11 protein-coding genes are annotated in these 11645 nt (G+C 58.5%); 6 read left to right on the top strand and 5 right to left on the bottom strand.

Annotated features, from left to right (window positions below):
- Positions 1–20: 20 nt before the first annotated feature.
- Positions 21–197: a hypothetical protein gene (locus tag O9K64_RS10545; RefSeq protein WP_275098024.1), complete on the top strand. Its 177-nt coding sequence runs from the start codon at positions 21–23 to the stop codon at positions 195–197.
- Between the two features lie 343 nt (positions 198–540).
- Here the strand turns inward: O9K64_RS10545 and O9K64_RS10540 are convergent, their stop codons facing one another.
- From O9K64_RS10540 to O9K64_RS10520, 5 genes are all read right to left on the bottom strand, one after another.
- Positions 541–939, bottom strand: coding sequence for an OsmC family protein (locus tag O9K64_RS10540; RefSeq protein ID WP_275098023.1), 399 nt, complete (start codon positions 937–939; stop codon positions 541–543).
- A 94-nt stretch (positions 940–1033) separates the two neighbouring features.
- Positions 1034–2080, bottom strand: coding sequence for a 2-hydroxy-3-oxopropionate reductase (locus tag O9K64_RS10535; RefSeq protein ID WP_275098022.1), 1047 nt, complete (start codon positions 2078–2080; stop codon positions 1034–1036).
- Positions 2026–3525 (bottom strand): CoA-acylating methylmalonate-semialdehyde dehydrogenase, encoded by a 1500-nt coding sequence (locus O9K64_RS10530; RefSeq protein WP_275098021.1) that lies wholly within the window; start codon positions 3523–3525, stop codon positions 2026–2028. The genes O9K64_RS10535 and O9K64_RS10530 overlap by 55 nt, the downstream gene beginning before the upstream one ends.
- A gap of 317 nt (positions 3526–3842) precedes the next feature.
- Positions 3843–4532, bottom strand: a complete 690-nt coding sequence (locus O9K64_RS10525) for an NrdJb (protein WP_275098020.1) — start codon at positions 4530–4532, stop codon at positions 3843–3845.
- A 100-nt stretch (positions 4533–4632) separates the two neighbouring features.
- Positions 4633–6789, bottom strand: coding sequence for an adenosylcobalamin-dependent ribonucleoside-diphosphate reductase (locus O9K64_RS10520; protein WP_275098019.1), 2157 nt, complete (start codon positions 6787–6789; stop codon positions 4633–4635).
- 579 nt (positions 6790–7368) lie between these two features.
- On the opposite strand from O9K64_RS10520, the gene O9K64_RS10515 reads away from it, so the two are divergent.
- The 5 genes from O9K64_RS10515 (at position 7369) to O9K64_RS10495 (ending at position 11582) form a co-directional block, all read left to right on the top strand.
- Positions 7369–7854 (top strand): HyaD/HybD family hydrogenase maturation endopeptidase, encoded by a 486-nt coding sequence (locus tag O9K64_RS10515; RefSeq protein ID WP_275098018.1) that lies wholly within the window; start codon positions 7369–7371, stop codon positions 7852–7854.
- Positions 7855–8028: 174 nt separating this feature from the next.
- Positions 8029–8460: a hydrogenase expression/formation C-terminal domain-containing protein gene (locus O9K64_RS10510; protein WP_275098017.1), complete on the top strand. Its 432-nt coding sequence runs from the start codon at positions 8029–8031 to the stop codon at positions 8458–8460.
- Positions 8461–8548: 88 nt separating this feature from the next.
- The gene (locus tag O9K64_RS10505) at positions 8549–9640 is read left to right on the top strand and encodes a hydrogenase small subunit (RefSeq protein WP_275098016.1); all 1092 of its coding nucleotides are present in this window, start codon (positions 8549–8551) and stop codon (positions 9638–9640) included.
- Positions 9637–10299, top strand: a complete 663-nt coding sequence (locus O9K64_RS10500; RefSeq protein ID WP_275098015.1) for a hypothetical protein — start codon at positions 9637–9639, stop codon at positions 10297–10299. The genes O9K64_RS10505 and O9K64_RS10500 overlap by 4 nt, the downstream gene beginning before the upstream one ends.
- A complete protein-coding gene (locus O9K64_RS10495) occupies positions 10296–11582 on the top strand; it encodes a (Fe-S)-binding protein (protein ID WP_275098014.1) in 1287 nt (428 codons plus the stop codon). The genes O9K64_RS10500 and O9K64_RS10495 overlap by 4 nt, the downstream gene beginning before the upstream one ends.
- Positions 11583–11645 lie beyond the last annotated feature (63 nt).

The following is an 11645-nucleotide window of genomic DNA, read 5'->3' as shown; positions in this document are numbered from 1 at the left end:
TCTGATAAAGGTCGAGTGACATGACAGACAAGATCATGGCCATCATGGCATTGACGACAATGATCGCTTTCCTTGCGGTAGTCGCCTGGTTCGTGCCGGACATCGATCTGATCATTGTTATCAGCTTGGTCGCGCTGCTTGCGATATACGATTTCTGGCGCATGTTGCGCGAAAAAGGCAACAACGGCAGCGGATAACCGGCGGGCTGCCTTGCGGCATAAAGGCACCCGCAAATCCAGCCTGTCCGACGTACTCCGCTGCCGACCGGTTGTCACTGTTAGCCGGGGAACTGCCTGCCGGGCTATCCCTGCCCTTTACCCATAAGTGGGGCCGCATTCTGGCGTAGGATGGGTGGAGCGCCTCCATGAACTCTCCGCCGGCTCCCTCTCCGGCGCGCAACCCATCGTGCACCTGCATCCGCATACGCATCCGAAGATGGGTTACGGCCCGCCCGATCGCCGCGAATAGCCGTCAACAAGGGTGCCGCGCCTCCACCCATCCTACACGCGTGTCATCGGCATTTGTGGGTAAAGGGCAGGGCTATCCACATTCGATGGTGAGGTTGACCGCCTTGGCGAGGGTATTTGCAACTATACAGCCGCGCTCGGCGATGGTAACCAGTTTTTCCAGTTCCGCCGGCGCGGAGCATTGCGCCGTGACTATCATGTGAATATCGGTATAGCGGGCCGGGCTATCGGCAAGCTCCCCGGCGATGTTGGCCGTGGCGTTGTTGATCTCGATATTCCTCGCCTTGGCCGCCGCCAGCAGATTGCTCATGAAGCAGCCCCCGAGACCCATTAACAGTGTCTCACCACCCATGGGGCCCTTGTTCTGTCCGCCCTTTGCTTCCGGGCGGTCCATGATGTGCAAGTGATCACGAACCTGCCCCTGGGACGCTGAGTGATCCATTTGATCAACGGTGACATGGACGGTTGGCATGGTTTAGTTCCTCGTATCGGTAGATCTCCTCCGGTGAGAGGAGGGGGTGATGCACTATAGAATTCCCGGCAGTAGTCCGTCCGCCGGTGCGACCTCACGCGATCTGGTGGCCTGCCAGCGCCTCCAGCGCCTTGACCAGCGCGGAGTGGTCGAGATCTCCGGCACAGGCGTTGAACAGCTCCTGGGTGGTGGCCGTATTCGGCAGGCTCAGGCCCAGTTCACGGGCGCCGGTGAGCGCCAGGTTAAGGTCTTTCTGATGCAGGGCGATACGGAATCCCGGGTCGAAGGTGCGTTTGATCATGCGCTCGCCGTGCACCTCAAGGATCTTTGAACCGGCAAAACCGCCCATCAGTGCCTGTCTCACCGCGGCCGGGTCTACCCCCGCCCTGGATGCGAACAGCAGCGCTTCGCCCACCGCCTCGATAGTGAGGGCGACGATTATCTGATTCGCCACCTTGCAGGTCTGGCCGGCGCCGTTGGCACCGACCAGGGTGATGTTCTTGCCCATCAGTTCGAACAGTGGTTTGGCCTTTTCGAATGCGCTCTCCGGTCCCCCCACCATGATGGTAAGTGCGGCGGCCCTGGCGCCCACTTCACCGCCGGATACCGGGGCATCCAGATAATCGCAGCCAAGCTGATTGATCCGGGATGCAAAGGCCCTGGTTTCGATCGGCGAGATGGAACTCATGTCGATCAGCAGTTTACCGGGGCTCAATCCTGCAGCCACCCCATTCTCCCCAAACAGCACCTGATCCACATGGGGTGTGTCGGGCACCATGGTGATCACGATATCGGCCTGCTCCGCAACCGCCTCGGCGGAGTCACACGCCACCGCTCCGCTGTCGAGCAGCTCCCGGGGTAGCGGTGAACGGTGTCTCACCAGGTAGAGCTGGTGGCCCCCTGCCTGCAGGTGTCCGGCCATGGGATTGCCCATGATGCCCACGCCAATGAATCCGATTTTGCTCATATCTACCTCCGCTCCATCGTGTATGTAATGGTGGATTCCGCCCGTTTCGGCGAGTACATCCGCGTCAAGCCCCGGGAGGCCTTGGCCGGGCAGTTGCCGATTGGCGGATAATGAGTCGTCTATTTCATGATCGGCATATGAAAATCCGCGCCGGAACGAATACCCTGGGGCCACCGTGAAGTGATGGTCTTCAGCTTGGTATAGAAGTGGATGCCCTCCATGCCGTGCACATGTATGTCCCCGAACAGCGAGCGTTTCCATCCACCAAAACTATGGAACGCCATGGGGACCGGAATCGGCACGTTGATGCCCACCATGCCGACCTGTACCCGCGATGCATAGGTGCGCGCGGTATCGCCATCGCGGGTAAAGATTGCGGTGCCATTGCCAAGCTCATGGTCATTGACCATCCTCAGTGCGGTCTCGAAATCGGGCACCCGCACCACACACAGTACCGGGCCGAAGATCTCCTCCTGGTAGATGCGCATATCGGTCGACACCCGGTCGAACAGGCAGCCGCCGAGAAAAAAACCGTTTTCATGGCCATCGATCGTCCGATCGCGACCATCCACCAGTAGCCGTGCCCCCTCGGCAACGCCCAGGTCCACGTAGTCTTTGACCCGGTCCCGGTGTTCACCGGTGACCAGGGGGCCCATCTCCGCGGCGGGGTCGGTGCCGGGGCCAATCCTCAGGTTTTCCACCCGGGGGGCCAGTCTCTCGACCAGGGCATCGGCGGTCTGATCACCGACCGCCACCGCCACGGAGATTGCCATGCAGCGCTCACCGGCGGAGCCGTAGGCGGCCCCTATCAGTGCATCGGCGGCCTGATCCATATCGGCGTCCGGCATGACGACCATGTGGTTCTTGGCGCCACCCAGGGCCTGGACCCGCTTGCCGTGGCTGGAAGCCGTCTGATAGATGTGCTCCGCAATCGGCGTGGAACCGACGAAGCTTACAGCTGCTACCCCGGGGTGGGTGAGCAGCGTGTCGACCGCCTCCCGGTCACCGTTCAATACGTTCAACACACCGTCCGGCAGTCCCGCTTCGCTCAGCAACTCGGCCAGCCGCAAGGCGGTGGAGGGTACTTTCTCGGATGTCTTCAGGATAAAGGTGTTACCGCAGACGATCGAGAGCGGAAACATCCACATGGGGACCATGGCGGGAAAATTGAAGGGTGTAATACCCACGCAGACGCCCAGTGGCTGGCGCATCGAGTGGCTGTCCACATTGGTACCGACATTTTCGGAGAAACCACCCTTCAGCAAATGGGGGGCGCCACAGGCAAACTCCACCACCTCCATGCCCCGAATCACTGAACCCCGGGCATCGCTGATCACTTTGCCATGTTCCGCGGATACCAGTTCGGCGAGTTCCTCCAGGTGTTGGTCGAGCAGCGCCTTAAACCGGAAAAGTACCCTGGCGCGGTGCAGTGGAGGGGTATCCCGCCAGGTGGCGAACGCCTTGTCAGCGACCGCTACCGCCCGGCTTGCCTCATCTGCCGATGCCAACGGCACCCGCGCGCTGAGCTCACCGGTCGCAGGATTGAACACGTCACCATAGCGGCCGCTGGTACCCTCGACCCGTTGTCCGCCTATATAGTGGTGTAGTGTCTTGACCATCTCCATACCCTCTCAATTGTCATTAGCGCTTCTATTAAGTTAGTCCAAAATTTCCGCTATGGTGAACAAAGCCGCTGCTCGACAAACTCAAATTCAGAAATTGCCCCTTACAACTCAAGTTTCGGAGTTCGCAGTACCTGTAGGGTGGATAAGCGTCAGCGCATCCACCATGATTCGGATGGCGGTGGATGCGCAAGCTTATCCACCCTACGAATTCAGCGACTCTGGCATTGTGAAATGAATTCTGAAACTTGGGTTATAACAAAAGGCCCGCGCAATATACGGGCCTTTTGTGGGTTTCTGTTACCTGGCGCAGGTCATCCGCATTTCGAATCACCGCAGTTCAGGCAAGTCAGGCAGCCGTCCATCATAATGGCCGCCTTGGTGTTGCACTTCTTGCACAGCTGCGCGCCTTCGGGAAAGTCGCTGTCGTGCTCCTTGTCGCGCAGGTTGATCGACTCTTCATACTGGGCGCGTTTTTCATCGATCAACTTCTGCTGATGTTCATCGGGACCCTCTTCCTTGAGCAGGCCAATCATCACCAGGTGGCAGTGGATGGCATCGCCAATCTCGGCCACTAGCGAGGGCATGTATTTGCCGCCTTTCTTGAAATAACCACCGCTGGGATCGAATACCGAACGCAGCTCTTCCACCAGGAAGGTGACGTCGCCACCCTTGCGGAACACCGCCGAGATGATCCGGGTCAGGGCCACGATCCACTGGAAGTGGTCCATATTCTTGGAGTTGATGAACACCTCATAGGGACGGCGTACCTCATGCTCGGTACCGTGATTGAGGATGATGTCGTTGATGGTGACGTAGAGCGCGTGCTCGGAAAGCGGGGTGCTGATCTTATAGGTCGAGCCGAACAGCATCTCCGGGCGGGCGACCTTCTCATGCATGTGGATGATATTGCTTTCCGGGGTCTTGGCCTCGACGGGCGCCGCGGGCTCTTCCTCTTTGGCGACGCTGAAGCCTACGATTTTACTGTCAATCTTGATTGCCATATTGCTTAACCTTGTCAGTTGGGACTGAGCGGTTGAATCTTCTTGGTCAGACGCGGGGTCAGACGCGGGTCTGATGTTTTTTTATCGGTTGTTACGCGGCCTAGAACTTGCCGTAGTAACCCTCTTTCATGGCGTCGAACAGGTTGGCGGCGGTGTGCATCTCGCCATCATATTCGATCTCCTCATTGCCCTTGGCCTCGATCACCGTGCCGTCTTCCAGGGTGAACTTGTAGGTGGTGTTGGCCAGATCCGTCTCTTTGACCAGCACGCCCTGGAACGCCTCCGGATTGAAGCGGAAGGTGGTGCAGCCCTTCAGGCCCTGTTCGTAGGCATAGAGATAGATATCCTTGAATGCCTCGTAATCGAAATCGGTGGGGACGTTGGCGGTCTTGGAGATGGAGGAGTCGATCCATTTCTGCGCCGCCGCCTGTACATCCACGTGCTGCTTTGGCGAGACCTGATCCGCGGTGATGAAGTAGTCCGGCAACTGTTTGTCGGTCTCCTCGGAGTAGGGCATGGCCTCCTTGTTGATCAGCTCGCGATAGGCCAGCAACTCGAAGCTGAACACGTCCACCTTCTCCTTGCTCTTCTTGCCTTCGCGGATGATGTTGCGCGCATAGTGATGGGCGAAGCTGGGCTCGATGCCGTTGCTGGCGTTGTTGGCCAGGGAGAGGGAGATGGTGCCGGTGGGCGCGATGGAGCTGTGGTGGGTAAAGCGGCAGCCATCCTCGGCGATCTGCTCGACCAATGCGGGGTTTTCGGCGGCGATCTGCTGCATGTAGCGGCTGTATTTCGCATGCAGGATCTTGCCCTTGACCTTGTCGCCGATCTTCCAGTTGTCGACAGCCATCTCCGGACGCAGGGTGAGCATCTCCTTGGTGACGCTGAACTCCTGCTCCATGATCGGGGCCGGGCCTTTTTCCCGGGCCAGTTCAAGGCCGGTCTGCCAGCCGACCATCGCCAGCTCCTTGGTCACCTTTTCGGTGAAGCGCAGCGACGCGGCGTCGCCATACTGCATGCCCAGCATGGTCATGGAGGATCCCAGGCCCAGATAGCCCATGCCATGACGGCGCTTGTGCTCGATCTCTTTGCGCTGCTCCTCCAGCGGCAGGCCGTTGATCTCCACCACGTTATCCAGCATGCGGGTGAACACGGCCACGACTTCGCGGAACTCCGCCCAGTCGAAGGTTGCCTCCTTGGTGAAGGCGTTGCGGACGAACGTGGTCAGATTGACCGAGCCCAGCAGGCAGGCGCCATAAGGGGGCAGGGGCTGTTCGCCGCAGGGGTTGGTGGCGCGCACGTTCTCGCAGAACCAGTTGTTGTTCATCTCGTTGACCTTGTCAATCAGGATGAAGCCCGGTTCGGCATAGTCGTAGGTGGAGGACATGATGACGTCCCACAGCCGCTGTGCGCGGATGGTCTTGTAGATCTTGCAGGCAACCTTGGTGCCGGTCTCGTCGACGATGAAGCCCTCCTTGTAGGGCCACTCGCGCCAGATGATCTGTTTGCCGTCGGTCAGGTCGATCTGGTCATCCTGCAGCTCCTTCTCCGAGATGGGGAAGGCGAGATCCCACTGGGCGTCCTGTTTCACCGCTTCCATGAACTCTTCGGTGATCAACAGCGAGAGATTGAACTGGCGCAGACGACCGGCCTCGCGCTTGGCGCGGATAAAGTCCATGACATCGGGATGGCCCACGTCGAACGTGGCCATCTGGGCGCCACGCCGGCCACCGGCGGAGGAGACGGTGAAGCACATCTTGTCGTAGATATCCATGAAGGAGAGGGGGCCGGAGGTGTAGGCGCCGGCACCGCTCACATAGGCTCCCCGGGGGCGCAGGGTGGAGAACTCATAGCCGATGCCGCACCCGGCTTTCAACGTCAGTCCCGCCTCATGCACCTTGCCCAGGATCTCGTCCATGGAGTCATAGATGGTGCCGGAGACGGTGCAGTTGATGGTGGAGGTGGCCGGTTTGTGTTCCAGGGCACCGGCATTGGAGGTGATGCGCCCGGCCGGGATGGCGCCGCGCCGCAGGGCCCAGAGGAAACGCTCGCCCCACTCCTGCTGCAGTTCGGGGGTGAGCTCGATCTCGGCCAGTGCCTTGGCAACACGCTGGTAGGTGCCGTCGATGTCCTTGTCAACGGGCGTACCGTCTTTTGCCTTCAGCCGGTACTTGGTGTTCCAGATATCGAGTGAGGCGGGTTGCAAGGGAATCTCCACGGCAGCGGTGGCTACAGCTTTAAGGTGGGCGCTTTTCATGTCACATAAATCCTTCGGCTCTTATATTTATATATGATTTTTGCGTTGTACGCCTATTCCGGTCTCTCAACACCGGGGCGAACAATCACCTGCATTTAGTAAGTGTAATACGTATCTGCTTGGGTATGGATGGTTGTGCCAATGCGGCGGCATGGGCGGATTGTCACTGGACCGTCTGTTCTCATGAATGACTCCTATATATTGTGTCTTTACTTTCCGTGTCTGGCATGAAAACACAATATGTTGTGTTTGGATGTGTGGAGATTAGGATCCTTGGCGGTCCCTGTCAAGTCGGTTTATGGGGCATAAGAAAAAGCTGATAAATAGTAAAATCAATGACTTGGATATGTCGTGGGACCGGTGGATTATGATAAGTCACGGAAAAAAAAGGATTTTCAATAAAACACAATATATTGTGCTTGGGTGAAAATTTTCTCACAACAGGTAGTTGGTTGAGTCAATTTATTACAGCCTCGGAATGGCAGCTCAAGATCGGGCAAATGTTGATTGATGTCATATGATTAGAAATAAATAATAAATTAATATAAGGCTAAATAATGTTTATCGGGATGAGCCTGGGTGAATGAGAAAAAAACGACGCTGGTGTTGGGTATCGGCAATACCCTGTTGACGGATGAAGGGGTGGGCGTCCATGTGATCAACCACCTGCAGGAGCGGTTTTCGCAACGGCAGGATGTGGCCTTTGTCGATGGCGGTACCTTGAGTTTTTCACTGGCGGGCCTGCTGGCGGAACATGCCCGGTTGATCGTGGTGGATGCGGCCCGGACAGGGGGGCGTCCCGGCAGTGTGGTCTGTTACGAGGCGAGTGAAATGGATCGCTACCTCACCGGCAATCGGCAAAGCGTCCATGAAGTAGGCCTTACCGACCTGCTGGATATCGCCCGTCTCTCTGAACATTATCCGGAACAACGTGCGCTGGTGGGGATTGAACCCGAGAGCCTGGATTGGGGCGAGCAGCCATCGGCGGCGGTGGCTCAGGCGATACCGCAGGCGGTGGGCAAGGTGATCGAGTTGCTTGATCGCTGGTCCGGCGCTCCCCGCTGACCGGGCTGCGGCGCGGCCATTGGAACAAGCGCCGGCGCCACGGGTGTGGTGAGGCTAAGTTACTGTTATTAAATGGGTAAAATGTTTATTTAGAAAGTAAAAGGTTACGTGACCTGGGTCATCATGGGGTCTACACAATCGGGATAGTCTTGTGGCAAAGGATAATTTAAGAATATGAGCGTATTCGAACAAAAGGGCTCCGAGGCGGTTTCCAATCGCGTAATGCCGGGGATGACACACAACACGCTGCCCTTGCTGCATGAGGTGCGGCATGCGCTGGAACGGCTGCTACGCACCGGCGACTCCACCATTATCGATCTGCGGGCGATCCCCTTCGGTCCGGGTGACGAAGAGCGCCTGCTCTCCCTGTTGGGCGAGGGCGAGGTGGTGGCGACGCTGGATGTCCTGGGCAGGACGACGGTCCGGGAGTCCCGCTTCAGCGGCGTCTGGATCGTCGATCACTACAACAGCGAGGCGGAGCGGATCGCCTTCCAGCTTGAGGTGATCGAGATTCCAGCACTGTTGCGCGCCCAGACAGAGGATATGAACCAGAGCCTCGATGCCCTCGATTCGGTATTGAATACCGAGACGCACGGGCCGGAATGAGCGGGTTGCAGATCCGGTGATCCGGCCCTGCACTCAACGAGAACAACGACACAGAGTCACAGAGATCAGTAATAAAAAGGGAGGTAACATGGCTGAAAATAGCACCCTGGGTGACAGCCTGAGGCGTCACGGGGTTTCGCGGCGCGGTTTTCTGAAGTTCTGTACGGCAACCGCCTCACTCATGGCACTGCCGCCCAGCATGGTGCCGGCGATTGCCGCGGCGCTGGAGCGGGCCAGACGCCCTTCGGTCATCTGGCTCTCGTTTCAGGAGTGCACCGGCTGTACCGAATCCCTTACCCGCAGCCACTCGCCATCGGTCGAGAGCCTCATTTTTGATCATATCTCCCTGGATTATCACCACACCCTGCAGGCGGCGGCCGGTGAGGCGGCGGAGGCGGCCCGCGAGGCGGCCATGCACGAAAACAAGGGGAACTACATCCTGGTGGTGGACGGCTCGATTCCGCTGGGCAATCCCGGTTACTCCACCATCGCCGGCATCAGCAATCTGCAGATGCTGGAAGAGACGGCAAAGGACGCGGCGGCCATCGTCGCGGTGGGTACCTGCGCGGCATTCGGCGGCCTGCCGCAGGCCAATCCCAATCCCACCGGTGCGGTCTCTGTCTCGGATATCATCAAGGACAAGCCGATTATCAATGTCTCCGGCTGCCCGCCGATTCCCACCGTGATCACCGGTGTGCTGGCGCATTTCCTCACCTTCGGCGCGATCCCCGAACTGGATCAGTACAACCGTCCCAAGGTGTTCTATGGGCAGAGCATCCACGACCGCTGCTATCGCCGCCCGTTCTACGACAAGGGCCTGTTTGCCGAGACCTTTGACGATGAAGGGGCCAAGGCCGGCTGGTGTCTCTACAAGCTCGGCTGCAAGGGGCCGATGACCTATAACGCCTGCGCCACCACCAAGTGGAATCAGGGGACCAGTTGGCCGGTCGAGTCGGGACATGGCTGTCTCGGTTGTTCCGAACCGCGCTTTTGGGATGCCGGCGGCTTCTACAACGCCCTCTCGGTGCCGATCAGCGACAATTCGCAGACGGTGGCCTTTGCCGCCGCGGCCGGCCTGGTACTGGGCGCCGCCGCCGCCGGCCTCAACTACAAAACCAAGGATGAGGCACAGAAGGCACACGGTACCGTCACCATTGATGATCTGGAGAAAAAATCATGAATGAACCGATGGACTTTCTCATCTGGACGCGGGGCACGGCGTTCGATATCGCCGTGACCATTTTTGTCATCGGCGTCATCCTGCGACTGTTCGAGATTCTGGCCCTGGGACGCAAACAGAATCTGGCCGAGCCCAAGGGCAGCGAGTTTGGCCCGGGCATGAAAACCATACTCACCCGTTCCATTCCTGATTTGGGGACCTTCAGGCGGCAGCCGCTGACGGTCGTGGCAGGGTATATGTTTCATATCGGCCTGTTGGTCAGTCTGATTATGTTTGTTCCCCATATAGAACTGTTCCGGGCCACGTTTGGATTCAGCTGGCCGGGCCTGCCAACACCCATCGTGGACGCCGCCGCCGTGCTGGCCATTGTCGGGCTGTTAGCTGCACTCTGGCACCGCATCATGAATCCGGTCATGCGGAAGATCACCACTTGGGAAGATTGGCTGGTCTGGACATTGACCTTCCTGCCCATACTGACCGGCTATCTGGCCTATCACCGCATGGTGAATCCCTACCCGGTGATCCTGGGTCTGCACATCCTGAGTGTGGAGGCGCTGATGATTGCCTTCCCGTTCACCAAGCTGATGCATACGTTCACTGTTTTCCTTTCGCGTTGGTATAACGGCGCGATGAGTGGTCGTCGGGGGGTTGAGTCATGAGTGAAGCCACACTTGAACGGGGTATCAACGCCCTGAAAGAACAGATCGACGCCCCTGTTGCAGCCTTCTTCTCCAGTTGTGTCAGTTGCGGCATGTGTGCAGAGGCCTGCCTGTTCTATACCGAGACCGGTGATCCGAAATACACCCCGATCTACAAGCTGGAGCCACTGCGGCGGGTCTGGGAGTCGGAGTACACCCTGGTCGGCAAGATCAAAAAGGTCCTGGGTCTGAACAAGCCGGTGACCGACGAACTGTTGCAGGAGTGGCAGGAACTGCTCTATGACAGCTGCACACTGTGTGCCCGCTGCTCCATGATCTGTCCGGTCGGCAACGACATCGTTTACATGGTGCGCAAGGCGCGGGAGGGCATGGTGGCTTCGGGTAATTCGCCGGAAGGGGTTCAGGGTGCAGCCACCCGTGCGGTCACCATCGGCAGTCCCATGGGGGTCAAGCTCAGTGCGCTGGAGGCGCAGATCCGCCACATCGAGGCCGATAGCGGCCTGAAGATCCCGATGGATGTGGAGGGGGCAGATTACCTGGCACTGCTCTCGTCCATGGAGATCATGAACTTTCCGGAGTATCTGGAAGGTTTGGCCAAAATATTCAAACAGGCCGGGGTCAGCTGGACGCTCTGCTCAACCGCATTCGAAGCGACCAATTCCGGTATCCAGATCGGTTCCAGCGATATCGCCCGCACCCTGGTACAGCGTATTGTTGACGGCGCCGAGCGGCTGAAGGTGAAAAATGTCATCAGTCCCGAGTGCGGACATGCCTATACCGCCATCCGCTGGGAAGGTCCCAACCTGATCGGCCGGCGCTTGCCGTTCCGGGTGATCCATATCCTGGAATTGCTGGACGAACTGCGCGCGGCCGGTCGCATCAAGACCAAGGATCTGGAAACCGACTGCTATACCTTCCACGATCCCTGCTCGATCGCCAGAAAGGGCGGCATCATTGAGGAGCCGCGGCGCCTGATGAATATGGTCACCACCAATTTTGTCGACATGAAAGAGCACGGCAAGATGGCCTGGTGTTGCGGTGGCGGTGGCGGTGTTTCCAGTAACGAGGATGCCGACAGCCTGCGTATCAAGGCGTTCAAGCGGAAACGTGATCAGATTGCCGAAACCGGCGCGGATGTGCTGGTCACCGCCTGCGCCAACTGCAGGCTGGTGATCGAGGAGGGGCTTGAGGAGTACCGGATCGAGTTGCCGGTGGTCGGACTCTCCGAGCTGATCGCGGACCACCTGGTGGTGGATGAAGAGCCGCCGGAGACACCGGAATAATGTCGAACCTCCCGTAACCATTCGAGGGGCAGGTTCATAACAACAGATCGCAGGAGCGCCATT

This window comes from Sedimenticola hydrogenitrophicus (assembly GCF_029017505.1).
Taxonomy (GTDB): domain Bacteria; phylum Pseudomonadota; class Gammaproteobacteria; order Chromatiales; family Chromatiaceae; genus Sedimenticola; species Sedimenticola hydrogenitrophicus_A.
The sequence above is the reverse complement of the archived record's forward strand: the minus strand, read 5'-3'. Positions and strand labels throughout refer to the sequence as shown.

Excerpts from the sequence above, each read along its gene's own strand:
- O9K64_RS10510 (WP_275098017.1), top strand. The coding sequence starts at position 8,029 with ATGAGCGTATTCGAACAAAAGGGCTCCGAGGCGGTTTCCAATCGCGTA.
- O9K64_RS10505 (WP_275098016.1), top strand. The coding sequence starts at position 8,549 with ATGGCTGAAAATAGCACCCTGGGTGACAGCCTGAGGCGTCACGGGGTT.
- O9K64_RS10520 (WP_275098019.1), bottom strand. The coding sequence starts at position 6,789 with ATGAAAAGCGCCCACCTTAAAGCTGTAGCCACCGCTGCCGTGGAGATT.
- O9K64_RS10495 (WP_275098014.1), top strand. The coding sequence starts at position 10,296 with ATGAGTGAAGCCACACTTGAACGGGGTATCAACGCCCTGAAAGAACAG.
- O9K64_RS10530 (WP_275098021.1), bottom strand. The coding sequence starts at position 3,525 with ATGGTCAAGACACTACACCACTATATAGGCGGACAACGGGTCGAGGGT.
- O9K64_RS10500 (WP_275098015.1), top strand. The coding sequence starts at position 9,637 with ATGAATGAACCGATGGACTTTCTCATCTGGACGCGGGGCACGGCGTTC.
- O9K64_RS10540 (WP_275098023.1), bottom strand. The coding sequence starts at position 939 with ATGCCAACCGTCCATGTCACCGTTGATCAAATGGATCACTCAGCGTCC.
- O9K64_RS10525 (WP_275098020.1), bottom strand. The coding sequence starts at position 4,532 with ATGGCAATCAAGATTGACAGTAAAATCGTAGGCTTCAGCGTCGCCAAA.
- O9K64_RS10545 (WP_275098024.1), top strand. The coding sequence starts at position 21 with ATGACAGACAAGATCATGGCCATCATGGCATTGACGACAATGATCGCT.